Below are 24,141 nucleotides of genomic sequence, written 5' to 3'. Positions count from 1 at the left end.
GCGGTTGTATCTTTAAGTATTTGTGAATGGTCGATTTCAGATAAATTCGCCAATGATTGCACCGGAATGCTTGATCCGTGTCAGGTCAGGCGCGACCCATGGGCGCCCGTACCCACGGCCGGGAATTCAAGCCTGCGCGGAGCGAAACCCTGCCATGCATGACCGTTCGGCAGCGAAAAATGGAAGATTTTCCTCGCCATGGAGCCATTTCGGTGCGGCTCGCGTGGTGACGCTCCGACAACGCGGCCGCATCCGCTCCGGAACACGCGCGGAGCATCGATCATGCTCGCTCGGTTCGTCTTGGACGAGACGTGGGGTTTGCGGCGATGGTGCGCGGAATACTAGAGGATTAGTCTGAGGGGCATCCGAACGACGCACCCGGCAAAAACTGCAGCCCCAAATCGAGACGCATTCTCACAAACCCGGCAACTCGCTCTTTACGTTAACCGGGCCAAGGTCTGCCGGTCAGTCGCGTAACCGGTGTTTGCCATGGCTTCCCCGCGTACCGTGGTTGCCGGCACCGTCGCCCGGAATAATGTCTCGCGTACCGGGCGACTCGTGTCGGCGCCGCGGATGGGTCTCGTACCCCCCGCTCAGCGTCTTCCCCTCGACGAAATCCTCGTCGGGGATTGCATCGCCGCCATGAATGCCCTGCCGGCATCCAGCGTCGATTGCGTCTTTGCCGACCCGCCCTACAATCTCCAGCTCGGAGACGGCTCGCTGCTGCGGCCGGACCAGAGCCGTGTCGACGCCGTCGACGACGACTGGGACAAATTCTCGACCTTCGCGGCCTATGATGCCTTCACCCGGGAATGGCTCACCGCCGCCCGCCGGGTGATGAAGCCGAACGCAACCCTGTGGGTCATTGGTTCCTACCACAACATTTTTCGCGTCGGCAGCGTGCTCCAGGATCTCGGTTACTGGATCCTGAACGACATCGTCTGGCGCAAGGCCAACCCGATGCCGAATTTCCGCGGCAAGCGCTTCACCAACGCTCACGAGACTCTGATCTGGGCCTCTCGCTCGGCGGAATCGAAGGGTTACACCTTCCATTACGAGGCACTGAAAGGCGGCAACGACGACGTCCAGATGCGGTCGGACTGGTTCATTCCGCTCTGCACCGGCGACGAGCGCCTGAAGGGCGCCGACGGGTTGAAAGTGCATCCCACCCAGAAGCCAGAGGCCCTGCTCGCCCGCACCCTGCTCTCGGCCACCAATCCCGGCGACGTGGTGCTCGATCCGTTCTTCGGTACCGGCACCACCGGGGCGGTGGCCAAGCGCCTCGGCCGCCACTTCATCGGCATCGAGCGCGAAACCGTCTATGCCGATGCGGCGCGTGTCCGCATCGATGCGGTTGAGCCGCTGTCGCAGGCAGCCCTCCTGGTGGCGCCGACCAAGCGCGCCGAGCCGCGGGTGGCGTTTCTGAGCGTGATCGAGGCCGGCCACATCCGTCCCGGCGAGACCCTGAGCGACGCACGTGGCCGCCACACCGCCATCGTGCGCCCGGACGGCACCTTGATGGCCGGGCCGGCCACCGGCTCGATCCACAAGATCGGCGCCCTCGTCCAGGGATTGCCGGCCTGCAACGGCTGGGATTTCTGGCACGCTCAGCGCGCCGGCAAGCCGGTGATCATCGACACTTTCCGCGCCAAGATGCGCGCGGCGATGGGGTCGGCTGCCTGATCATCCGCAGATGTCGCTCGGCGGTGGGGATAACGGAACGACGCGCCGGGCCAACAATTTCGGCTCGGTGCGGCTGGTCTTCGCCGCCCTCGTCGTGGTCGCGCACGCGCCGGAACTTATCGACGGCAACCGGTCGCGCGAGCCGCTGACGCGCTTGTTCGGAACCCTGTCCTTCGGCGAACTCGCCGTGGACGGATTCTTTCTGGTGAGCGGCTACCTCATCGTCGCGAGCTTCCTGCGCGCGCGTTCCGTTGGTGACTTCCTGTGGCGACGGATCCTGCGGATCTATCCGGCCTTCATCATCGCATCCCTGGTCTGTCTTTTGGTCGTCGCGCCTCTGGCGGGCGGCAATCTCACGGAGGTGAAGCCGCTTCGCGCCTTGGGACGAATGCTGTCGCTGTCGGTACCGGAGGTACCGGGCGCCTTCGCCGGCCTGCCCAATCCGGCGCTCAACGGGGCGATGTGGAGCATTGCCTACGAATTCCGCTGCTATCTTCTGGTGCTGATCCTCGGATGCCTCGGAGTGCTCCGGCACCGGGGCGCATATCTGGCCGTGCTCACTGCTTTCGCCGCACTGTTCGTCGCCCGTACCGACCTCCCCAGCCTCACGATCCTGAAGAGCCTGATCGGGTATCCGCCGGAGGCGATCCGACTCACTTTCGCGTTCCTGTGCGGCGGAGCGTTCCACGTGTTTTCCGACTGGATCCGGCTCGACCGGCGTGGCGCGGCAATCGCCGCGCTACTGCTGGGTCCGGCCATGACCGTCCCGGCCCTCGCCGAGCCGGCCCTCATCGTTCTCGGGGGCTACCTGACGTTCTGGTTCGCCTGTGTGGTGCGGCCCAACCCGCTCAGCCTGGCCACGAACGAGACCGATCCGTCGTACGGGCTCTATCTCTACGCATGGCCAGTGCAGAACCTCCTCGTCGCCGGCTTTCCGGACCTCTCGCCGATTGTGGGCGGTCTCGCGACGCTGGTCGCCGCCGGTCTGCTCGGGCTGGTGAGCTGGCACCTCATCGAGAAGCCGGCGCTCGGCTGGCGCTGATCCGGCCTTTCACGGGCGGACGCGCCTTTCGTCAGAGTGGGCGCGTCCGGGGGCGTCCCCGTTTGCGCGGTGCGGTCGGCGCAACGTCTGCATCGGCCCCCCCTTGCTCGACCATGCCGTCGAAATCCGAATCGATCGGGTCCGGCGCCACGGCTGGCGCCACGCGGGGTGACGGCTTCGGCACCGGGCGGAACGTCGGCTTCGGCGCAGCTGGCGGCGGTTCGGGTTCGGCGAAGAGCGGTGCCGGCGCGACCACCCGCATCGCCTTGGCCTTCGGCACTTTTACCACGTCCGGCTTCGGGTCGAAGGCATGGGCAAGTACCTTCTTCATCACACCCGGAAGCGGTTCGTCGTCGAGGTCGCGACGGGGGGTGAAGCGCATGCCGGGCGGCGGCACCGTGCTCAGCGAAACCCGGGCGCAGAACACCGTGAGCTCGAGCGGGAAATGGGTGAAGGTGTGGCGAACCAGCCCCGGCAGGCGCTTCCAGCGGGCATCGAGCGGCGCGTCGAGTAGCGCCTGGGCCGGGTCGTACGCGGCCTCCCAAGGACTCATCGGCGGCTCGGCCATGGAGCCGAGCAGCCCCTCGGGCGGGCGCGTACGCAACAGGATCGCTTCGTCGCCGGCCCGGATCGCCACGAAGGCCGCACCGCGCCGGATCGTGCCCTTCACTGCCTTAATCTTGCGCGGAAAGGTCTCCTGCAGTCCGAGGCCGCGCGCCCGGCATGGGGCCATCCACGGGCACAGGGCGCAGGCCGGACGCTTCGGGGTGCAGATCGTCGATCCGAGGTCCATCACCGCCTGAGCGAAGTCGCCGGGCCGGTCGGCGGGCACGAGCGCCTGGGTCCGCACACGCACCTCGGCGCGGGCCGCCGGCATCAGCGTCTCGATGGCGAAGAGCCGGGTCATCACGCGCTCGACATTGCCGTCGACGGCCGCCTCCTGCCGGTCGAAGGCGATGGCCGCGATCGCGCCGGCCGTGTAGGCGCCGATGCCGGGCAGCTTGCGCAGACCCTCCAGCGTGTCGGGGAAGGCACCGGAGGCAGCGACGACCTTGGCGCAGGCGTGAAGGTTGCGGGCACGCGAATAGTAGCCGAGCCCGGCCCAGGCGGTCATCACCATCTCCTCGGGCGCCGCCGCCAACGCGTCGATGGTGGGAAAACGCTCGAGGAACTTCTGGAAGTAGGGTTTGACCGCCGCGATGGTGGTCTGCTGCAGCATCACCTCCGAGAGCCAGATCCGGTACGGATCGGGCGTCTGCCCGGCGAGCGCCCGCCACGGCAGCACGCGGCGATGCCGGTCGTACCAGGTGAGGAGGTCCGCGGCCCTGGGGCCTGGGAGCGAAGCGGCGGGCACTGGCATCGGCACTGACATGGCGCGCCCGTCCATACCCGTCGGGCTCGGCCGATCAAAGCGCCGCGATGTCCCTCGACGGGGTTTTGCAGGAATGATAGCCGAAGCTTGACGATATCGAGGACGCGCGACAGCCATGGCCCTGACCACTCAAGACCGCATCCTCATCGAGACCCGCGTCACCAACGAGGGGCCGAGCGTTCTGGCGGCCTATGCCTTGTGGTTCTTCCTCGGCTTCGTCTCCGCCCACCGGTTCTATCTCGGCCGTTCCGGCACGGCGATCCTGCAGATCGTCTCCTTCTTCGTGCTGGTCGGCTTCCTCTGGTTGCTCGTCGACGCTTTTCTGATCCCCGCGATGGTCCGGGCCAAACAGGACGAGCTGCGCAATCGCCTCGCCACGCAGGCGCTGGTGGGCGTCTGAAGCTCGGGGGCTTCGGGCACAGGGAACGTCATGCTAACCTCGCTGTGTCATCGATCCTGACTGTGGGACCGCACCGGAGCCTGTGAGACGCGCATGGCTCGCATCAAACCACTCGCCGAATTGCTGGAGGCCTGCATCGGCCCCGCCTTCGCCGCGCAGGGCTTCGCCTCCACCGACATCCTCGCCGCCTGGCCCGAGATCGTCGGCGAGCGATTGTCGCGCTATTGCCAGCCTTCCAAGCTCGAATGGCCGCGCCGGCGCCGCCGCGAGGAAGAGGGCCGCCCCGACCCCGGAACGCTGATCGTCCGGGTGGAGGGCGTGTTCGCCCTCGAATTGCAGCATCTCGCCCCGGTGGTGATCCAGCGCATCAACGCGCATTACGGCTGGCCCTGCGTCGGCAAGATCGTCATGCGCCAGGGCCGCGTCGACCGGATCGGGCGCCGTCCGCCAGCTCCGGTGATCGATCCCATTCGCCGCGGCGAAGTGGCGCTTGCCGTCGTCACGATCGAGAACGACGCCCTGCGCGACGCCCTCGATCGCCTCGGCACTGCGGTGATCGCCACCCAACCCAAGTACTGACGGTGTCGTCGCGCGCCTTGTCAGGACGTCCGACAAATTCTACCGCAAGCGCCAGAGAACGCGTTTGTCCGCAAGCGGAGCCTGTCCCGACCATGATCACCCGGCGCGACGCCCTGAAAGCCACCGGCCTCGCCATCGGCGCGGCGGCCCTCCTGCCCCGGTTCACGCTGGAGGCCTTCGCGCAGGACGCGAATCTCGCCAGCCTGATGGAGCCCGGACCGCTCGGCGACGTCTGGCTCGGTCCGAAGGACGCCAAGGTCACGATTATCGAATACGCTTCGATGACCTGCTCGCACTGCGCGGCCTTCCACAAGCAGACGTGGCCGACCTTGAAGGAGCGCTACATCGACACCGGCAAGGTGCGCTTCACCCTGCGCGAATTCCCGCTCGACCCGCTGGCCACCGCCGCCTTCATGCTGGCGCGCTGCGACGGCGACGCGAAATACTATCCCATCACCGATCTGCTCTTCGATCAGCAGCAGGCCTGGGCCTACGTCCAGAAGCCGCAATCGCCGGTCGATTCCCTGGAACAGATGCTGCGCCAGGCCGGCTTCTCCAAGGACAAGTTCGAGGCGTGCCTGAAGGACCAGAAGCTCTACAACGCGGTGAACACCGTGAAGCAGAAGGGCATGGACACATTCAAGGTCGACTCGACGCCGACCTTCTTCATCAACGGCGAGCGCTACAAGGGCGAGATGTCCGTCGAGGGCATGGAGAAGGTGATCAAGCCGATTCTCGGCGCTTGACGCCGCGCGCAAGGCAGGACGGGACAAGGTTTTCGCATCCGCCTGTTGGAAGCGGTTTTTGCGAATACCAGCAATGTGTTAAGGCGGATCGGGGTCGCCTTGACACCCAAGGTGGGCGAAACTATGTTGCGCCGCGCTTGAAGGAGGCGTCCCAGCCGGTTCCCTCCGCTCTCGCCAATGTGAGTTTTCGCCGTGAGCGGTAACGACGCAGGGGACGAGCGCGGGAACGGACGGGAGAAAGCGCTGGACGAAGACCTCTCCGCGAGGCTCAAACGTCTTGAGACGCAGATCGAGCGGAAGCGGCCCGGTGCCCCTCCCGATCGCTCGCTGCGTTCCGGTTCTTCCACCGGGCCCTCTCCTCTCGGCCAAGCGATGCGGCTCTCGACGGAGTTCATCGCGGGCGTTCTGGCAGGGGGCATTCTCGGCTGGATCTTCGATCGTTACCTGGGGACGAAACCCTGGGGTCTGATCGTCCTGCTGATGCTGGGCTTCGCGACCGGCGTCTACAACGTCATGCGTGTGTCGGGTTCGCTCCCGACGGCGCCGACGAAGGATCGGGATCGCCCGTAAGGCGTGGTCCCGGAGAGAAAATGCCGCTTACGCGGCTTTGGTGGCGGCGGGCGTCCTGCCCGCTCGAGAAGAAGAAGGGCGGGAGCGGCAATGGCCGTAAAGATGGATCCGATCCACCAGTTCGAGCTGAAGCCGCTCGTCTCCTTCGGCCATATCGGCCATCAGGAGATCGCGTTCACTCAGTCCGCCCTGTACATGTTCGCCGCCGTCGGGATCATCGCTCTGATCACCATCGTGGCGACGTCGCAGCGCTCGGTCGTTCCGGGCCGCATGCAGTCTATGGCCGAGATCTTCTACGACTTCATCGGCTCGACCCTGCGGCAGTCGGCCGGTCACGGCTCCGAGCGCTTCATGCCGCTGATCTTCTCGCTGTTCATGTTCGTGCTCGTCCTGAACATGCTCGGGATGATCCCCTACGCGTTCGCGGTGACAAGCCACATCATCGTGACCTTCGCGCTCGCCTTCCTCGTGATCGGCACCGTGATCGTCTATGGGTTCATGGCGCACGGCACGAAGTTTCTGAAGGTGTTCGTGCCCTCGGGCGTGCCCGGTTGGCTGCTGCCGATGATCGTCGCCATCGAGATCGTGTCGTTCATCTCGCGTCCGATCAGCCTCGCGGTTCGTCTGTTCGCCAACGTGCTGGCGGGCCACATCGCGCTCAAGATCTTCGCGGGCTTCGTTCCGGCGCTTCTCGCCGCCGGTGCCTGGGGGGCGATCTCGCCGCTGCCGCTCGCGCTCAGCGTCGCCGTCACCGCCCTCGAGTTCCTCGTCGCCGGTCTTCAGGCCTACGTCTTCGCGACGCTGGCCTCGATCTACCTCAGCGACGCGCTTCACCCCGGCCACTAAAGGCCGCGGCATCCTCTTCCGTCCCCGGTTCGCGCTCGCGGCCGGATTTTCTCTCCACGTAACGACGACACGGACACCAGGAGCAATTTGATGGATCCCTTAGCTGCCAAGTACATCGGTGCCGGCCTCGCTTGTCTCGGCATGGCGGGCGCCGCCATCGGCCTCGGCAATCTCTTCGGCCAGTTCTACGCCGGCGCGCTCCGCAACCCGTCGGCCGCCGATGGCCAGCGCGGCAACCTGCTCCTCGGCTTCGCCCTCACGGAAGCGCTCGGCATCTTCTCGCTGCTCGTCGCGCTGCTGCTCCTGTTCGCCGTCTAATCCACGAATCGAACCGCTACAGGGCCGGACGCTGAGCCCCAGAAGGGTGTCTCTTCGCGTCCGGCCCTTTTCTCCCAACGTGAGCGAAGGACGTCATGGCTCAGCCGGCCCAATCGACCGTACTGCATGAAGGCTTCGCCGCGACGCCGGCCGCCGAACACGGCGGTGGCTTCCCGCCCTTCGAGAGCCACACCTTCGCGTCCCAGCTGATCTGGCTCGCGCTGGCTTTCGGGCTGCTCTATTACCTCATGGACAAGATCGCGCTGCCGCGCATCCAGGGCATTCTGCACGACCGTGCGGTTCGCCTGTCCACCGATCTCGACGAGGCGCAGCGCCTTAAGGCCGAAGCCGATTCCGCTGGCGCGGCTTACGAAAAGTCTTTGAGCGACGCGCAGGCCAAGGCCCAGGCGATCGCCCTCGAGACCCGGACCGCCCTGTCTCAGGAGGCGGAGACCAAGCGCAAGGCGCTCGAGACCGAACTCAACGACAAGATCGCGGCCTCCGAGGCGACAATTCGTACCCGCACCACGGAAGCGATGGGTAACGTCCGTGGCATTGCCGGCGAAACCGCTGCCGCCATCGTCGAGCGTCTGACCGGACGTTCGCCGGACGAGGCGGCTCTGGCCAAGGCGCTCGACAGCGTCGCGCTTCCGCATTGAGGCGAACGCCTCTGGTAAATCGTATCGGCCGAAGCGCCTCGGTCGAGGTTGCGACAGCCTCACCTTCGGCTTGAGCTTTCGCCGGGCACTATCGAACTGGGACGACGAGCATGTTGTTGGAAGCCGAATTCTGGGTCGCAGTCGCCTTCGTCCTGTTCATGGCCGTGGTCTGGAAGGTCGGCGGTTTCAACCAGCTCACCAAGGCCCTCGATGGCCGTGCTAAGCGGGTTCGCACCGAGCTCGACGAAGCCCGCCGCTTGCGGGAGGAAGCGGCCGGCGTCCTGGCCGACTATAAGAAGCGCCGCGCTTCCGCCGAGCGTGAGGCCGAGGCCATCGTTTCGGGTGCCCGCGAGGAGGCCCAGCGCATCGCCGACGAAGGGCACGCCCGGCTGAACGAGTTCATCGCCCGGCGCACCAAGTCGGCCGAGGCCAAGATCGCCCAGGCCGAGGTCCAGGCCACCGCCCAGGTCCGCGCCGCTGCCGCCGACGCGGCGGTGAAGGTGTCAGAGGTCATCCTGCGCGAGCGGATGCAGGGCGATGCTGCCCAGGATCTCGTGCGCCAGAGCCTCGGCGAAGTCCGCACCCGCCTCCGGGCCTGACATCCAGCCAAATGCATTTTCGAGGAAGCCGCCGTGAGGCGGCTTTTTCGTTTCTGCTTTCGTGTCTCGGGCCCGATGCCCGGGCGTGCTATAGCCCCGGCCCGATCGCGTGAGCGCCACGCCGAAGCGGAGACCCGATGCAGCCGATCATTTCCATCACAAATCTGTCCAAAGTCTACGGAACCGGCCTCAAGGCCCTGACCGACATCAACCTCGATATCGCCAAGGGTGAGATCTTCGCCCTGCTCGGCCCCAATGGCGCTGGCAAGACCACGCTGATCAGCATCGTCTGCGGCATCGTCACGGCCAGCGAAGGGCGTATCCTCGCCGATGGCCACGACATCACGAAGGATTACCGGGCGGCGCGAAGCCTGATCGGCCTGGTGCCGCAGGAACTCACCACCGACGCCTTCGAGACGGTCTGGGCGACCACGAGCTTCAGCCGTGGCCTGTTCGGACTGAAGCCCGATCCGGCCCATATCGAGCGGGTGCTGCGCGACCTCTCGCTGTGGGACAAGAAGGACAGCCGGATCATGACCCTGTCCGGGGGCATGAAGCGGCGGGTGCTCATCGCCAAGGCGCTCAGCCACGAGCCGAAGATCCTGTTTCTGGACGAGCCCACCGCCGGCGTCGACGTGGCCTTGCGCCAGGATATGTGGCGCCTGGTGCGCGGGCTGCGGGCGAAGGGCGTCACCATCATCCTCACGACCCACTACATCGACGAGGCCGAAGAGATGGCCGACCGGGTCGGCGTGATCCGCAAGGGCGAGATCATCCTCGTCGAGGACAAGGTCGAGCTGATGCGCAAGCTCGGCAAGAAGCAGCTCACCCTGCAGCTCGACGCGCCGTTAGGGCAGGTGCCGTCGGCCCTCGCCGCGCACCATCTCGAACTCTCCGGCGACGGCCGGGAGCTGGTCTACACCTATGACACCAAGGGCGATGCCGGCCTCACCGTCCTGCTCGCCGATCTCGCTGCAGCCGACATCCGGTTCCGCGACCTGCACACCAGCCAATCGTCGCTGGAAGATATCTTCGTCGATCTCGTGAAGGAGCGGGCATGAACTGGTTCGCGGTCCGTTCCATCTACGGTTTCGAGATGGCGCGCTTCTGGCGCACGGCGCTGCAGAGCATCGTCGCACCGGTCATCGCCACCTCGCTCTATTTCGTGGTGTTCGGCGCGGCGATCGGCTCGCGGGTGGCCTCGGTGGAAGGCGTGTCCTACGGCGCCTTCATCGTGCCGGGTCTGATCATGCTCTCGCTGCTGACCCAGAGCATCGCCAACGCGTCGTTCGGGATCTACTTCCCGCGCTTTGCCGGCACGATCTACGAGATCCTGTCGGCACCGGTCTCGCCACTGGAGATCGTGCTCGGCTATGCCGGGGCGGCGGCTTCGAAATCGATCCTGATCGGGCTGATCATCCTAGCCACCTCGGCCCTGTTCGTGCCGCTGCGAATCGAACACCCGGTGTTCATGGTGGTGTTCCTGCTCCTCACCGCCGTGACGTTCAGCCTGTTCGGCTTCCTCATCGGACTCTGGGCAGACGGGTTCGAGAAGCTGCAACTCGTACCGCTCCTCGTCGTGACGCCGCTGACGTTCCTGGGCGGCAGCTTCTACTCCATCGAGATGCTGCCGCCGTTCTGGCGGGTGGTGAGCCTCGCCAACCCCGTGGTCTACCTGATCAGCGGGTTCCGCTGGGCGTTCTTCGGCCGATCCGATGTGAGCGTCGGCGTCAGTTTCGGCATGGCGTTTCTGTTTCTCGCCCTGTGCCTCGCCGGCGTGACGTGGATCTTTCGCACCGGCTATCGCCTCAAGAGCTGAGCGCCCTCACGGGCGGGTATTGAGGAACTCCAGCACGCCTGCTCGATGCTGGCGATCGCCCACTGCCGTGCTGTGGTCGCGGTTCGGCAGTTCCAGCGCCCTGGCGTTGGGCATCAGCGCCGCCAGCGCGGGCCCGGAGCCCGACACCGTATCCAGGGTGCCGACCGTGACGAGGGTCGGTGCCTCGATCTGCGCCACTTCGGCCCGCGACAGGGTCTGGCGCGAACCCCGCATACAAGCGGCCAACGCCCGCAGATCGCCGCCGGTCTGCTCGGCGAAGGTCCGGAACGCGGCGGCGGTCGGGTTCGAGGCCGGCGTGCCGGCCGGAGCCTCCAGGGCTTCCGCGATGCCGTCGGGAAGTCCCCTGCCCTCGACGAGATGGAGTCCGAGGCCGCCGAGCAGGATCGAGCGCACCCGCTCCGGATTGTCGAGGGCGAGATAGGCCGAGATCCGCGCACCCATGGAATAGCCCATCACGTCGGCCCGCGCGATTCCGAGGTGATCGAGGAGCCGCCGCGCGTCGCCCGCCATGATGTCGGAGCCGTAGGCGTCGGGCGCGTACAGCTTCTGGCTCTCGCCATGGCCGCGATTGTCCAGCGCGATCACCCGGCGGCCCGCCTGGGCCAGCGTTCGTACCCACAGGGTGTTGACCCAGTTCACGGCGTGATTGGACGCAAAGCCGTGAATCAGCAGGATCGGGTCCCCGGTGCCGCCCTCCGCGGGCACGTCGAGGTAGGCGATACCGACGCCCTCGGATTGGAATGTCTGCATGGGTCGGCGCCCCTTGTCGGCAGATGAACGGAAGAATCCTAATCGTCCATAGGGCGCAACGGTGCCTTGAGACAGAGCCTCACGCCACCCCGGATGAGATCCGGCGGAGAATGTTCGCGGAACGAATGTGACGGTGCAGAGCGGGCGTCGAATAGCCATGGAGCGTCCGAATCGCTGCGGCCTTTTTGGGTAAGTCGATAGTCAAACAATGCGGGTATTTTCCTAGTAAGCGTCAGGTTTTTTCTCAGACGACCTCGCTGCTGACAATCGTGTGATTCCTGAACACGTCGCTCATGCGGTCTCGCTTATTGCGCACCGCAACAAATACGATTAAGAATGTTTTAACGACCAAATCACGAAAAATTTCGCCAGATTTCAACGCCTTTAGCTGGGCGGCCGAGCTTCTGCGCCTAAAAAGTCGGAAACTATACTTATAGTTCTCCGGTGCTCCCTTTGGAGATCACGACATGCACCAAACGTCGCCCCTGCCCTCCGTCAAGCCCTCCCAGGTCTCAGCGCAGGCGAAGGCCCAGCTGGATCAGACCCGGATCGTCCGGCTCTCTTCCTACTCCGTGGCGACCGTGCTGGCTCTCCTGATGACGACCGCAACCCTGCCGCCGCTCCTGGCGGATCAGTCGGATCGCGCGGTGATCAATGCACCGATCATGCTGCTCACGGCGCCGATCGCCGGCGAGGTCACCGACGTCCTGGCGCGGACCGGTCAGCGCCTGGAACCGGGCGAGTCCGTCTTGACCCTGCAGAATGGACGCGTCGACCGGACCACCCTGATCGTGCTCGATGGCAAGGTCGAGGAATTGCGCGGTTCACTGCTGGCGGCGCGGGAGAAGAAGAACTCCGATATCGCCTACGTGGCGGCCCTCGACGTCGAGATCGCCAAGCAGGTGGAACAGACGGTTCAGCGTTTCGAAGGCGAGATCAGCGAAGCCCGCGCGCGCGTCGCGTCGTCGGATGCCGAGGGCTTGGCCAAGAAAGCGGTGGTGGATCGCCAGCAGGCGATGGTGAACCGCAACATCGCGAGCGTAGACCTGCTCCGTCCGACCATACAGCAATATGCTGCCGCACGCTTCGACAAGGATGCCGAGACGGCGAAGCTGAACTTGAAGATCACGCAGCTCAACGGCGTGAAGCAGGGCATCTTCGTCGGCAACGAGATGAACTCGCTCGCGATCCTCAATCAGAAGCGCCGCGACCTCGCCTTCGACGCCCAGCGACTGGCCATCGAAGAGGCGCAGCTCGGCTCGAGCCTGAAGAGCCAGCAGGCGCTCTTCAATGCCGAGAAGCGGCGCCTCGACAGTCTGTCCGTCGCCCAGATGCGGGCGATGAGCGGCGGTTACGTCCTCAGCGTCGGCGTAGCGCCCGGCCGCCACGTCAACCCGGGTGATTCCGTCGCGACCATGGTCGATTGCGACAACGCCTTCGTGGTCGGCATCTTCTCGTACCGGCAGGCGCAGAGCCTCGCTGTTGGCACCCGTGTCAGGGTCTCGTCGGCTGATGGCGAGCCGCGCTTCGGGGCTGTTACCGAGATCCTGCCCAAGACCAGCGACAAGACCGACGAGCAATATGCGGTGCCGTTCCCCCAGACCGAGCGTCGCGAGATGTATGTCCTGGTTGGGTTCGACAGTGCCGATCCGTCCTCCCAGCCTGCGAGCCTGCGCCGCGCCGGCCAGGCCAATTCCTGCTCGGTCGGGCAATGGGTCACCATCACCCGTGAGAACGGCTGGGTGCCGTCGGCTTCCGTCGCCTGGAAGAATGTGGCGAGCGGGTTCGGCATCCCCAGCGCCGCTTGGAACGGCGTGTCGCACGTCGCCAGCCGTGCGCAGAGCGGTGTGCGAATCCTCGTCGCCTCCCTGTTCTCGACGGGGACGGCCACGGCACGGGAGCAGACACGCAACGAGAGCCGCCGCTCGACCCAAGGCGCTTCTTGATCCGTCGCCTCCTCACCGCGGCGTTGATGTGCGTCGCGGCGGCGTCGCCGGTCCGGTCCGGTCCGCTGACACGGCATGATCTTGCCGTCCCCCTCTGCGCCGCCCTCGCTCGGGCGGTGGACGCGACCGGGGCGGCGAAGACCGGCCCTGTGTTCCTCGTCAGCTACGAGCCCGGGCCGGGCGAAGCCGAACTTGATCCGGCCCTGCGCCATTCGGCTTTCACCTACGACAATGCGCTCGCCGCCATCGCCCTCGTGGCCTGCGGCGACGTTCCCCGCGCCCGGCGGATCGGCGACGCGCTCCTCCACGGGCTCACGCACGACCGGACCTTCGGTGATGGCCGTATCCGCAACGCCTACCGGGCCGGCCCCGTTGGCGACGGCGCTGCTCTCCTTCCAGGTTGGTGGGATGCCAAGCAGAATCTCTGGGCCGAGGATTCCTATCAAGACGGGACCGCCACGGGGAACGTCGCCTGGGCGGCCCTTTCGCTGCTGACCCTCGACGAGGCGACACAGGAGCCTGCCTATCGGGCCGGGGCCGAACGTCTGCTCGGCTGGATTACCGCCAACGCGACCGATTCGCGGTTCCCCGCCGGCTTCTCCGGCGGCGTCGATGGTTTCGACCCGTCGCAGACCCGGCTCCACTGGAAATCGACCGAGCACAATCTCGATGTCCATGCCGTCGCCACCTGGCTTCACCGCCACGATGGCGATCCCGCGCAGGCCACGGTCGCGGCGACGGCCCGCGGCTTCCTCGACGCCGCCTTCGTCGCCGATCCGGGCCTGTTTCGCCTCGGGACCACTCCTGAAGGCGCCCTCCAGCCCGTCACCCACGTGGCCCTCGACACCCAGGTCTGGCCGCTCGTCGGTGTCGTGAACCCACCCGAGGCGTGGAGCAAGGCAATGGCCTATGCCGAGCACCACCTCTCGGTTCCGGGCGGATTCGACTTCAACGAGGATCGCGACGGACTCTGGGTCGAAGGCACGGCGCAGGCCGCGCTGACCCTTCGGGCGCTCGGCCATGCGGACGCGGCGCGCCGGCTGCTCGACGGTTTGAAGGCGCAGATCGCGCCCTCGGGATACCTGTTCGCCACCAACGTCGCGCGGCTCACCACCGGCATCGCCATCGGCCCGGCGAGCCACGAGGCCGACTTCTACTACTACCGCCGACCGCATCTTGGCGCGACGGCCTGGGCCGTACTCGCGGCTTTGGCCTGGAACCCTTTCACCGGCCGGATTTTGGAGTAGCCGCCGTGATCCCATCGCTTCAGTTCCCCGCACCGCAGGACGTCTGGGCGGTGCTCACCGCCGATCTCGGTATTTTCATCGGTCTCCTGGTGATGGCGGGACTGCTCGACCGGACGAACGCCATGGCGCGGGCTCTGTTCGGCGCTACGGCGGCGGTGTTCATCCTGCTCTACACGGCGTGGCGCTGGCACGAGACTCTGCCGCGCATGGAGCCGGGCCTGGAGCAGATCTGGCCCTACGTCTTCTTCGCCTCCGAGATGACGGCGATTCTCTACACGCTGATGTCGATCGTGATCCTGTTCCGGTTCAAGGACCGCACGGGCGAGGCCGACCGCGAGCAGGCCAAGCTCACCGCGAGCGGCGACTGGCCGGCCGTGGACATCTTCATCTGCACCTACAACGAACCCCTCGACGTGGTGGAGAAGTCGATCATCCCGGCGCTCGCCGTCGACTATCCCAACGTGACCGTGTGGGTCTGTGACGACACGCGGCGCGGCTGGCTCAAGGCGTATTGCGAGGAGGTCGGCGCCCGCTACGTCACCCGGCCGGACAACAAGGGCGCCAAGGCGGGCAACCTCAACAACGCGCTGAACCACACCGCCGGCCTCACCAATGCGCCGATCATCCTGGTGCTCGATGCCGATTTCGCCGTGGCGCCCAACATCCTGCGCCGCGCAGTCGGCCTGTTCCACGACCAGAGCTGCGCGGTGGTGCAGACTCCGCAATTCTTCTTCAACGCCGATCCGATCCAGCACAACCTGATGGCCGCCGATGCCTGGGTCGACGACCAGCGCATCTTCTTCGACGTGTTCCAGCCGGCCAAGGACGCCTGGGGCTGCGCCTTCTGTGTCGGCACCTCGTTCCTGGTGCGCCGCGACCGGGTCGTCGAGATGGGTGGCTTCCCGCACGACGCCATCTGCGAGGACATCAACCTCACCTATTCGCTGATGCGCCACGGCTATGAGACGCATTGGCTCAACGAGCGCCTGAGTGCCGGCCTCTCGGCAGAGGGCCTGCCGGAATACATCACACAGCGCACGCGCTGGTGCCTCGGCACCATGCAGGTCGCGTTGCTGAAGGCGGGCCCGTTCCGTGGGCGCGACTACAATCTGATGCAGCGCCTGCACTACCTTCACGGGGTGCTGAACTGGATGTGCAAGCCGTTCATCGTGCTCATGCTCGTGGCGCCGTCGATCTACTGGTTCTTCGACCTGCCGGCCTTCTATGCCGATTACCTGTCGTTCCTGCGCTACGGGCTCCCCGCGCTGTTTGCCCTGTGGATCTACAGCGGCTGGGTCTCCGGGCAGCGGACCTTGCCGTTGTTCATGGAGGTGACGCACATCATGACCGCGCTCGCCATCACGCTCACTCTCTTCTCGGCGGCGATCCGTCCGTTCGGGCGCCCGTTCAAGGTCACCGACAAGGGTGGCGACCGCACCGTCGCGATGGTGCGCTGGAAGATGGCCGCCGGCTTCGGCACGATCTCGGCGCTGTCCGCGGGTGCGATCCTGTGGTCGTTCATCTCGCCCAACGGCGCCACCGAGATCTCGCCGCTCGACTACTTCAATCTACTCTGGGCCGGAGTGGCGATGCTGTTCACCTTCGTCGCCTTCCTGGTCTGCTTCGAGCGTCCCCGTGGCTCGGAGGAATTCCCCGTGAACGAGCCGAGCAGCCTGCGCTGGAACGGCGTCACCTATCCGTGCACGCTCGCGAGCCTCGGCATGGACGTGGCCACGGTCCGGATCGGCACCGCGCCGCGCGACTTGACGGCAGGTGACGAGGTCCAGCTTTTGGTGCAGCCCACCGGCTGGGTGGAGGCGACTGTGCGGAGCCTCGGATCGGGGGCCGTGGCCCTCGGGCTCGCCCCGGCGCCGCAGCAGCGCCGCGACCTCATCCTGCGCCTGTTCACCACTGCCATCGATCCCATCGCCCGTACCGCGAGCCTGGGTGTCGCGTTGCGGGCATTGCTGCATCGCTGCTTTCGCGCCACCTGAGGCTCGCCCGCGGCGTCGAACTTGGCCCAAGCGCGACGCTCCGCGCTTGCCCCGAACGAGCGGGGCTGGCATCACCCGGCGCGATGAAGGACACGCAGCCCTACGGCACCTACGCTCCCACCGGTCTCGTCGCGCGCATTGCCGAGCGCACCGGCCGGATTTCGAACCGCACATGGGGCGGCCGCCGTCTCGCCCTGTTCCTGCGTCGGCTCGGCATCAGCCTGCTGCGTGGCAAGCCGCTCGACGTCGAGCGGTTCGGGGCCAGGATGCGGCTGCACCCCTACAACAACAATTGTGAGAAGAAGGTGCTCTTCACGCCGCAATTCTTCGATCCCGAGGAGTTCGCGTTCCTGAAGGCCCGGCTCGCAGCGGGCTGCACCTTCCTCGATATCGGCGCCAATATCGGTGCCTACGCGTTGTTCGTGGCCGCCCTTGCCGGACCGCGCGCCCGTATCCTCGCCGTCGAGCCGCAGCCCGACGTGTTTGACCGCCTCACCTACAACATCGCCCAGAACCCATTCGGCACGGTCAAGGCCGTGGCCTGTGCGGTGGCCGACAAGGCGGGCGAACTGACCTTGTTCGTCGATCCGCGAAATCGCGGCGAATCGAGCCTGAAGATCGTCGGCACCAACGAGGGCGCGCGCATCCGCGTGCCGGCGGTGACCCTGCTCGAGTTGGCGCGCAGCGAGGGCATCGCCCGTATCGACGCGATGAAGCTCGACGTGGAAGGGGCCGAGGACCTGATCCTCGAGCCATTCCTGCGCGAGGCACCGACCTCGCTGCATCCAAATCTGCTCATCGTCGAGGACGGCACCGATCAGTGGCAGATCGATCTGGCCGCCCTGCTGGAGCAGCACGGCTACCGGCGTATCCTCCAGACCCGGCTGAATCTCATCTTCGAACGCCAGGCCTGAGTGGCGGCCAGGTCGTCCGTCTCGTGGCGGGACCACCTTGATCCTGTGATCCTTTGATCACCCCGCTACGGGGATCTGGTCGGCGATGGTGACGGCGTCGGGCCCGACCCGGCAGCGATAAGCGTGAACCGCGACGCCAGCCGCACGAGCCCGCGTGAACGCCCTGTCGAAAGCGGGATCGATGTCGCGGGCCACGTCGAAGCGTGTCGCATGCATCTGCACCACCACGATCAGCATGGCCCGTCCGCCGGTGGCGACGACCTCGGCGAGGTCGTCCATGTGACGGGCGCTGCGGGCGGCGACGCAATCGGGAAACTCGGCCAAATCCGCCTGCCGCATCAGGTGGCAGTTCTTCACTTCGACGTGGCAGGGCGCCATCCCCTCCCCGGTCGCGAGGAAATCGACGCGGCTCGCGCGTCCGTAGCGAACTTCCGGCCGCAGATGACCGTACCCCAGCAGCGGTGCGAGCGAGCCTTCGCGAAACGCCTCCGCCACGAGGGCGTTCGGACGCAGGGTGTTGATGCCGACCCATTGCGGACCGCCCGGCAGGTCGGCTTCCACCAGTTCCCATGAATAGCCGAGCTTGCGCGCCGGATTGGTGGAGCGCGACAGGAGTGTCCGGGCGCCGGGGACATTGAGCCCGAGCATCGCCCCGGGGTTGGCGCAATGCGCCGTGACCTCGGTTCCGTCCGGCAGGGCCATGTCGGCGAGGAAACGCTTGTAGCGTCGTATGAGACGCGCCTCGATCAGTGGCGCGGAGAAGCGCATCGCATACCTCTATGATCCTGTCTCGAAGCCGCTGGCGACGTGAGGAAGGCCTAATTGGGCCGATCCGGTTGTCCAGCCACGATAGGGCCGATCGCGCCTGGTATCGCCCTGCGGGCTGGTAAGTAAGGCGGCAATGAGACAGACTTCGACCCTGGGCGCCCGGGGTTTCCACCGCTCGGCCAGAGACCGGTTTTGCGAGGGCGCCGTCATGTTCAACCTGTTCGATATTCTTCAGGCACAGGCAGGCCCCGGCGCTCTCGGCTTCGGTCAGCAGTTCGGACTGTCACAGGACCAGAGCCGACGCGCCATGGAGGCGCTGTTGCCGGCTTTCACCATGGGGCTGCAACGCAATGCGGCCAACGATCCGACCGGCTTCTCGCACCTGTTCAACCTCGTCGGCCCCAACGCCATGGGCATGAACGCAGGTGCGGCGACACCGCAGATGGAGATGCTGGTCCGCCAGTTGTTCGGGTCGCCTCACCTGAGCCAGGCCGTGCTCCAGCAGGCCGCCACCGCGAGCGGTGTCGCCTCGCCCATCCTCAAGCAGATGCTTCCGATGATGGCCGGCATGATCGTGGCCGGCATCGTTCATGTGATGATCAATCAGAACCAGAGCGCCGCACCAGCACCGGCTCCCGCATCCCCCTTCGGTTTCCCGGGGCAGGCCTGGTCCGACATGATGCAGAGCTTTCTTGCTCCCGCCGGCCTGTCGCCCCAAGGCAAGCCGTCCGCCGCTTCAGGCACGCGTTCGGCTGGCGGATCGAGGGGGGCGACGGCAACCCCACGGGCCTCGCTGACGTCACGCCCGGCTGCCAAGGCGCCCGAGAAGGCCGGCGGCGACGCGCCGTTCGATATGTTCCAGCAGATGTTCCAGACCGGATTGGAGGTCCAGCAGGAGAACGCCAAGGCGATGAAAAGCCTGTTCGACACGTTCTGGCAGGATCAGGGCAAGACCCAAACCGAGGTCCAGCCGCCTACCGATATGCGCGCGCCGGCCGATCCCAAGCCCAAGATGGGCCGTTCGGCGCGCTGAGACAATTTTGCGCTACGACGTCTTTCCGATGTTCGCGCCAATGTAGTTGTACATCGCACCGACGCGGTCGGCGTAGAGGTGCAGTGCCGTGACGATGGCGAGAAAAACCAACCCGACGATGAGGCCGTATTCGATCGCAGTGGCGCCCCTGGTATCGCGCCGGAACCGCGCCATTGCATTCCACAGGCCAGAGGCAAAAGGTCGGCGGCGCCCCGCGGCGTCGCCTCGCCTCGGGTTAGGGGGAACGGGCGACACCGGTTCAGTCATCGCTGGTGTCGTTCCTCGGGCGGCATCGGCTGGGGACCGCTTGTAGACGGTCTTCCTTGCCGATGGCTTAAGCCCATTTCCAAATGATGCGCATGCACGCTGCGATTGCACGCACGTATCGACCTCAGGCGCGGCCGGCTTCCTTGCGCAGGTCGTCGATCCGCCTGGAGGCTTCCGCTTTATCGAGATCGGGCTCGAACGCGTCCGGCTCCTTGGCTTCCTCTGACAGGGTCTTCAGGTAGGAGGCCTGCGCCCCAGTCATCGGCTCGCCGCCGGTGGTCCACTCACTCGGATCCTTGATCCGATTGGACGATGCCTTCGGATCGGAGTCCTGCGAAGCGATCTTCGGGTTCTTGTCCGCGTCGGAATGCTGGGTCTTGGCCATGGTCGAACTCCGGTGTTCATGAAATGTTCTCATCGAACGCGGATCTATGGCCATCGGTTCCGTGATCCCGGCGACAGCGCGGCCGCCGGGATCATCGTCTTGAGAGTTGGCTCAGGCCGCTGCGGCCTTTGGCTGAACCTCGGCGGTGTAATCGTCCATGAGCGTCTTGGTCAGGGCCGCAGGCACGAAGCGATAGGGTCCGATCTCGGCAACCGGTGTCACCTCGGCCGCCGAGCCCGTGATGAAGCATTCCGAAAAGCCGGCCATTTCGGCTGGCAGGATGCGGCGCTCGACCACGGCGATGCCACGCCGCTTGGCAAGCTCGATCACGGTCTGGCGGGTAATGCCATTGAGGAACCGGTCGGCGAGCGGCGTGTAGATCACGCCGTCGGCCACGAAGAACACGTTGGCCCCGGTGCACTCGGCGACGTTGTCCTCCCAGTCGAGCATGAGCGCGTCGGCATAGCCCTTGTTCTCGGCCCGATGCTTCGAGATCGTGCAGATCATGTACAGGCCCGCCGCCTTCGAGGCGGAGGGGGCGGTGCGCGGGTCCGGTCGGCGGTAATCGGCGATATCGAGGCGGATACCCTTCATCTTGGTCTCGGGATCGAAATAGCTCGGCCATTCCCAGGCGGCGATCGCCAGATGGATGGTGTTGTTCTGGGCGGCGACGCCCATCATCTCCGAGCCGCGCCAAGCCACCGGCCGCATGTAGGCGTCGGACAATCCGCTGGTCTTGAGGACGAGATCCTTGGCCGTCTCGATCTCGTCAGCGCTGTAGGGGATCTTGAAATCGAGAAGCTCGGCGGAGCGGAGCAGGCGCTCCGCGTGCTCACGAGTCTTGAAGATGCGCCCGCCATAGGCGCGCTCGCCCTCGAACACCGACGAGCCGTAATGCAGCCCGTGCGAGAGCACGTGAATCTTGGCATCCTTCCACGGCACCAGCACACCGTCGAACCAGATGGTGCCCTCACGCTCGTCGAACGGGATCATGGACATGGCGGGCTTCCTCGGCATGCGGGCTTGCCCTCGAAGCCGGCGCATGAACTGGGTTGGGGATCATCGGCCGGTGGGCGTGCCGCTGGTGTCGACGGCCATACCGGACGGGTTGACGGGTAGCAACGCGCCTGAAATATGTCAATAACACTGACATAACTCGAGGCCGAACCCGACGTGACATCCCGAGCGACGCGAGCGGCTGGTTCCGACGAGGCCATCGCGGCCGGCAGCGCAGGGGACGATCTCATCGAGCTTCTGTTCTTCGCCTACCGCGACTTCGTCGGCGACCCGGACCGCATCCTGGCGCAATATGGGTTCGGGCGCGCCCATCACCGGGTCCTGCATTTCGTCGATCGCTATCCGGGCCTCACGATCGCCGAACTCCTGGATATCCTGCGTATCACGAAACAGAGTCTCAATCGGGTGCTCAAGGATTTGATCGGCCAGGATTACATCGCCCAGAAGACCGGCACGAGCGACCGGCGCCAGCGGCTGCTGTTCTGCACGCCGGCCGGCACCGCCTTGGCGGGCGACCTCATCGACGTCCAGGCCCGCCGTGTCGCCCGCGCACTGGCCGAGCCCGATCCGGGCGTCGGCACCGGTCTGGCCACGGCGGAGAGTTTCCTGTTCGGGATGATCGAGCCGGACGAGCGCGCAGCGGTGCGCCGCCTGATGGCGCGCCGCATCCGGAGCGTCGCCTGATGGCCGTGCCCAGCATGAAGGCCGGCTGCGATCTGCCCGATCACGCACCCCATATTCTGGTGGTCGACGACGACCGGCGGGTGCGCGAGCTTCTCGCCCGATTCCTCTACGAGCAGGGGTTTCGCGTGACCGCCGCCGCCAACGTGCCCGAGGCCCGCACCAAGGCACAGTGCTTCGTGTTCGATGCCCTCGTCCTGGACGTGATGATGCCGGGCGAGTCCGGGTTCGACTATGCCCGTGAGGTCCGACAGACCTCGCGGGTGCCGATCCTGATGCTCACAGCCCGCTCGAACCCCAACGATCGGGTCATGGGCCTGGAAATCGGTGCCGACGATTACCTGCCCAAGCCCTTCGAGCCGCGTGAGCTGATCCTGCGCCTGTCCAACATCATCAAGCGGCGCACCGAACCCGGCGCGTCGCGGGGCGGCGAGACCGTGACCTTCGGGCCGTTCTCGTACCGGATCGACCGGGGCGAGCTCCGGCGCGACGACGAAACCATCCGCATCACCGAGCGTGAGCGCGAGATTCTGAGCATCCTGGCGTCTGCCGCGGGCGCTAATGTCGAGCGGGAGACCCTGGCGGGCAATGGCGGGTTCGCCGCCGAACGCAGCATCGACGTGCAGATCAACCGCCTGCGCCGCAAGACCGAGGTCGACCCGGCCAATCCGCTTTTCCTGCAGACGGTGCGGGGTGTCGGTTATCGCCTCGCCGTCGATTAGCGGCCATGGCTGCGACAGGCCTCCTGCGCCGGGCCGCGGCGACATTCTCCGCCCTGCCCCGGCCGCGCCGGATCTGGCGCTGGCTCAGCCGTGCCATCGGCGATGTGCTGCCCAAAGGCCTTTACGCCCGCTCGCTGATCATCATCATCGCCCCGGTGGTGCTGCTGCAATCGGTGATCGCCTACACCTTCATGGAGCGCCACTGGCAGCTGGTGACGCGCCGTCTCTCGGCCGCGGTGACGGCGGATGTTGCAGCCCTCATCGACATCTACGAGAGCTATCCACAGGGCAAGGATTCGGAGGTCCTGAGCCGGATCGCCAGCGAGCGCCTGAGCCTCGACGTCGATATCCTGAAAGGAGCTAAGCTCCCCGCCGCCGGTCCCAGGCCGTTCTTCTCCATCCTCGACGAAGCGCTCTCCGACGAGATCCGCCGTCAGATCCGGCGCCCGTACTGGATCGACACGGTGGGCCGCTCCAGCCTCATCGAGATCCGTGTCTCGATCCCGGATGGGGTCATGCGGGTCACCGCCCGGCGCAGCATGGCCTACGCCTCAAACTCCCATATCTTTCTGTTGTGGATGAGCGGCTCGTCCCTGGTGCTGCTCGGCGTCGCGATCCTGTTCCTGCGCAACCAGATCAAGCCGATCCTGCGGCTCGCCGCCGTGGCCGAGAGCTTCGGCAAGGGCCGCGAGATCGAGTTCCGCCCGCGCGGCGCCCGCGAGGTCAGGCAGGCGGGCCACGCCTTCATCGAGATGAAGCGGCGCATCGAGCGGGCGATGGAGCAGCGTACGACGATGCTCAACGGCGTCAGCCACGACCTGCGCACCATCATAACCCGCTTCAAGCTCTCGCTGGCGCTGGTGGACCAGAATGCGGAGGTGGAGGACCTTCAGCGCGACGTCGACGAAATGAGCCGGATGCTGGAAGCCTACTTGGCTTTTGCGCGCGGCGATTCGGGGGAGGCTGCGGTTCCCACCGACATGCGGGCGCTGCTGGAGGATCTGCGTACCGACGTCGAGCGCCTCGGCGCCCATGTGGAGGCGGTTGAACTCGAAGACCAGTCGAGCGTCACCCTGCGACCCGACGCCATGCGCCGTTGCCTGTTCAACCTCGCGGCCAACGCGGCGCGCTACGGCGACACCGTCGCCATCGTCGGGCGGCGCGATGCCCGGGCCTTCCTGGTTTCCATCGACGATGACGGGCCGGGCATTCCAGTCGAGCAGCGCGAGGAGGTTTTCAAGCCGTTCGTGCGGCTCGACGACGCGCGCCAGGATGCGGGTGGGTCCGGACTCGGCCTCTCTATCGCGCGCGACATCGCCCGTGCACATGGCGGCGACGTCAGCCTGCATGATTCGCCACTGGGAGGATTGCGCGCCACGGTCCGGATTCCGGCCTGAGAATTCCGGCACGCCCTCAGAAATTTGCCATGGGGGTGTCCCCAGGCGCGCGCGGCGGTGCTATGAGATCGTCCGAATGAGATTTCACCGGGCCGATCGGCCGGGTCCGACACAAGGGAGTGCCCCCATGAACCCGCTGACCCCGATCTTGATCCTGCTGCTGCTGCCGATCACCGCGATCTGCGCCGTGCTCTACACCGATACCGGAATCGAACCGGCCCTGTTCTGGGCGACGGTGAAGACCTTCATCGTCCTGTTCATCGTCGCCGGGGGCCTGTCCTTCGTAGCCAGCCGCCTCGCGGCCCGCGCCGAGGGCTGAAACCGCCTCCGCCGTTCATCGGACGGTATCGATAGTATTTTACGGCC

At 66.0% G+C, this 24,141-nt stretch carries 27 protein-coding genes; 21 read left to right on the top strand and 6 right to left on the bottom strand.

Translation table 11 applies throughout. The features are described from left to right. Positions 1 to 489: 489 nt before the first annotated feature. Positions 490 to 1,683, top strand: coding sequence for a site-specific DNA-methyltransferase (locus G3T14_RS04740; RefSeq protein ID WP_204262640.1), 1,194 nt, complete (start codon positions 490 to 492; stop codon positions 1,681 to 1,683). Between the two features lie 10 nt (positions 1,684 to 1,693). Continuing rightward, complete coding sequence (locus G3T14_RS04735) at positions 1,694 to 2,725, top strand: acyltransferase (protein ID WP_163640562.1); 1,032 nt, start codon at positions 1,694 to 1,696, stop codon at positions 2,723 to 2,725. A gap of 31 nt (positions 2,726 to 2,756) precedes the next feature. On the opposite strand, the gene mutY is transcribed toward G3T14_RS04735, so the two are convergent. Further along, positions 2,757 to 4,085: an A/G-specific adenine glycosylase gene (gene mutY, locus G3T14_RS04730; protein ID WP_163640814.1), complete on the bottom strand. Its 1,329-nt coding sequence runs from the start codon at positions 4,083 to 4,085 to the stop codon at positions 2,757 to 2,759. Between the two features lie 127 nt (positions 4,086 to 4,212). Between mutY and G3T14_RS04725 the strand changes: the two genes are divergently transcribed. From G3T14_RS04725 to G3T14_RS04680, 10 genes are all read left to right on the top strand, one after another. Then, positions 4,213 to 4,497, top strand: coding sequence for a TM2 domain-containing protein (locus G3T14_RS04725; RefSeq protein WP_163640560.1), 285 nt, complete (start codon positions 4,213 to 4,215; stop codon positions 4,495 to 4,497). 93 nt (positions 4,498 to 4,590) lie between these two features. Then, entirely contained in the window at positions 4,591 to 5,076 is a 486-nt protein-coding gene (locus G3T14_RS04720) for a DciA family protein (protein WP_163640558.1), read from the top strand. A gap of 92 nt (positions 5,077 to 5,168) precedes the next feature. Continuing rightward, positions 5,169 to 5,822 carry a thioredoxin domain-containing protein gene (locus tag G3T14_RS04715; protein ID WP_163640556.1) on the top strand — a complete coding sequence of 218 codons (654 nt, stop codon included), beginning with the start codon at positions 5,169 to 5,171 and terminating at the stop codon, positions 5,820 to 5,822. A gap of 192 nt (positions 5,823 to 6,014) precedes the next feature. Then, complete coding sequence (locus G3T14_RS04710; RefSeq protein ID WP_163640554.1) at positions 6,015 to 6,392, top strand: AtpZ/AtpI family protein; 378 nt, start codon at positions 6,015 to 6,017, stop codon at positions 6,390 to 6,392. A 90-nt stretch (positions 6,393 to 6,482) separates the two neighbouring features. Then, positions 6,483 to 7,238: a F0F1 ATP synthase subunit A gene (locus G3T14_RS04705; RefSeq protein ID WP_163640552.1), complete on the top strand. Its 756-nt coding sequence runs from the start codon at positions 6,483 to 6,485 to the stop codon at positions 7,236 to 7,238. 90 nt (positions 7,239 to 7,328) lie between these two features. After that, a complete protein-coding gene (locus tag G3T14_RS04700) occupies positions 7,329 to 7,556 on the top strand; it encodes a F0F1 ATP synthase subunit C (protein ID WP_018044493.1) in 228 nt (75 codons plus the stop codon). Positions 7,557 to 7,651: 95 nt separating this feature from the next. Next, the gene (locus tag G3T14_RS04695) at positions 7,652 to 8,215 is read left to right on the top strand and encodes a F0F1 ATP synthase subunit B' (RefSeq protein WP_163640550.1); all 564 of its coding nucleotides are present in this window, start codon (positions 7,652 to 7,654) and stop codon (positions 8,213 to 8,215) included. 113 nt (positions 8,216 to 8,328) lie between these two features. Further along, positions 8,329 to 8,814, top strand: coding sequence for an ATP F0F1 synthase subunit B (locus tag G3T14_RS04690; protein WP_204262649.1), 486 nt, complete (start codon positions 8,329 to 8,331; stop codon positions 8,812 to 8,814). 137 nt (positions 8,815 to 8,951) lie between these two features. Further along, positions 8,952 to 9,875 carry an ABC transporter ATP-binding protein gene (locus G3T14_RS04685; RefSeq protein WP_163640546.1) on the top strand — a complete coding sequence of 308 codons (924 nt, stop codon included), beginning with the start codon at positions 8,952 to 8,954 and terminating at the stop codon, positions 9,873 to 9,875. Next, the gene (locus G3T14_RS04680; RefSeq protein ID WP_163640544.1) at positions 9,872 to 10,633 is read left to right on the top strand and encodes an ABC transporter permease; all 762 of its coding nucleotides are present in this window, start codon (positions 9,872 to 9,874) and stop codon (positions 10,631 to 10,633) included. Before G3T14_RS04685 ends, G3T14_RS04680 begins: the two co-directional genes overlap by 4 nt. A gap of 6 nt (positions 10,634 to 10,639) precedes the next feature. On the opposite strand, the gene G3T14_RS04675 is transcribed toward G3T14_RS04680, so the two are convergent. Beyond that, on the bottom strand, positions 10,640 to 11,404 hold the full coding sequence (locus G3T14_RS04675) for an alpha/beta hydrolase (RefSeq protein ID WP_163640542.1): 765 nt from the start codon (positions 11,402 to 11,404) through the stop codon (positions 10,640 to 10,642). Between the two features lie 467 nt (positions 11,405 to 11,871). On the opposite strand from G3T14_RS04675, the gene G3T14_RS04670 reads away from it, so the two are divergent. From G3T14_RS04670 to G3T14_RS04655, 4 genes are all read left to right on the top strand, one after another. Continuing rightward, positions 11,872 to 13,350: an HlyD family efflux transporter periplasmic adaptor subunit gene (locus G3T14_RS04670; RefSeq protein ID WP_163640540.1), complete on the top strand. Its 1,479-nt coding sequence runs from the start codon at positions 11,872 to 11,874 to the stop codon at positions 13,348 to 13,350. Further along, entirely contained in the window at positions 13,347 to 14,597 is a 1,251-nt protein-coding gene (locus G3T14_RS04665) for a hypothetical protein (RefSeq protein WP_246732920.1), read from the top strand. The genes G3T14_RS04670 and G3T14_RS04665 overlap by 4 nt, the downstream gene beginning before the upstream one ends. A gap of 5 nt (positions 14,598 to 14,602) precedes the next feature. Next, positions 14,603 to 16,591 (top strand): cellulose synthase catalytic subunit, encoded by a 1,989-nt coding sequence (locus tag G3T14_RS04660; protein ID WP_348645208.1) that lies wholly within the window; start codon positions 14,603 to 14,605, stop codon positions 16,589 to 16,591. 83 nt (positions 16,592 to 16,674) lie between these two features. Further along, positions 16,675 to 17,505 (top strand): FkbM family methyltransferase, encoded by an 831-nt coding sequence (locus G3T14_RS04655; protein WP_163640538.1) that lies wholly within the window; start codon positions 16,675 to 16,677, stop codon positions 17,503 to 17,505. A gap of 57 nt (positions 17,506 to 17,562) precedes the next feature. On the opposite strand, the gene sfsA is transcribed toward G3T14_RS04655, so the two are convergent. Further along, positions 17,563 to 18,273: a DNA/RNA nuclease SfsA gene (sfsA, locus tag G3T14_RS04650; RefSeq protein WP_163640536.1), complete on the bottom strand. Its 711-nt coding sequence runs from the start codon at positions 18,271 to 18,273 to the stop codon at positions 17,563 to 17,565. Positions 18,274 to 18,481: 208 nt separating this feature from the next. Here sfsA and G3T14_RS04645 point away from each other — a divergent pair, with 208 nt between their 5' ends. Continuing rightward, complete coding sequence (locus tag G3T14_RS04645; RefSeq protein ID WP_163640534.1) at positions 18,482 to 19,306, top strand: DUF937 domain-containing protein; 825 nt, start codon at positions 18,482 to 18,484, stop codon at positions 19,304 to 19,306. A 12-nt stretch (positions 19,307 to 19,318) separates the two neighbouring features. On the opposite strand, the gene G3T14_RS24930 is transcribed toward G3T14_RS04645, so the two are convergent. The 3 genes from G3T14_RS24930 to G3T14_RS04630 form a co-directional block, all read right to left on the bottom strand. Further along, positions 19,319 to 19,573, bottom strand: a complete 255-nt coding sequence (locus G3T14_RS24930; protein WP_246732918.1) for a Flp family type IVb pilin — start codon at positions 19,571 to 19,573, stop codon at positions 19,319 to 19,321. Between the two features lie 124 nt (positions 19,574 to 19,697). Then, positions 19,698 to 19,958, bottom strand: coding sequence for a DUF3072 domain-containing protein (locus G3T14_RS04635; protein WP_163640532.1), 261 nt, complete (start codon positions 19,956 to 19,958; stop codon positions 19,698 to 19,700). A gap of 111 nt (positions 19,959 to 20,069) precedes the next feature. Continuing rightward, complete coding sequence (locus G3T14_RS04630) at positions 20,070 to 20,957, bottom strand: branched-chain amino acid aminotransferase (RefSeq protein WP_163640530.1); 888 nt, start codon at positions 20,955 to 20,957, stop codon at positions 20,070 to 20,072. 216 nt (positions 20,958 to 21,173) lie between these two features. Between G3T14_RS04630 and G3T14_RS04625 the strand changes: the two genes are divergently transcribed. From G3T14_RS04625 to G3T14_RS04610, 4 genes are all read left to right on the top strand, one after another. After that, positions 21,174 to 21,659, top strand: a complete 486-nt coding sequence (locus G3T14_RS04625; protein WP_348645213.1) for a MarR family transcriptional regulator — start codon at positions 21,174 to 21,176, stop codon at positions 21,657 to 21,659. Further along, the gene (locus tag G3T14_RS04620) at positions 21,656 to 22,378 is read left to right on the top strand and encodes a response regulator (RefSeq protein ID WP_163640809.1); all 723 of its coding nucleotides are present in this window, start codon (positions 21,656 to 21,658) and stop codon (positions 22,376 to 22,378) included. The genes G3T14_RS04625 and G3T14_RS04620 overlap by 4 nt, the downstream gene beginning before the upstream one ends. A gap of 5 nt (positions 22,379 to 22,383) precedes the next feature. Continuing rightward, a complete protein-coding gene (locus G3T14_RS04615) occupies positions 22,384 to 23,775 on the top strand; it encodes an ATP-binding protein (RefSeq protein WP_163640526.1) in 1,392 nt (463 codons plus the stop codon). A gap of 127 nt (positions 23,776 to 23,902) precedes the next feature. Further along, positions 23,903 to 24,094 (top strand): hypothetical protein, encoded by a 192-nt coding sequence (locus tag G3T14_RS04610; RefSeq protein WP_163640524.1) that lies wholly within the window; start codon positions 23,903 to 23,905, stop codon positions 24,092 to 24,094. Positions 24,095 to 24,141: the final 47 nt, after the last annotated feature.

The organism is Methylobacterium sp. BTF04 (genome assembly GCF_010692745.1).
Taxonomy (GTDB): Bacteria; Pseudomonadota; Alphaproteobacteria; order Rhizobiales; family Beijerinckiaceae; genus Methylobacterium.
Note: the sequence above shows the minus strand (reverse complement) of the source record. Positions and strands in the feature narration are given on the sequence as shown.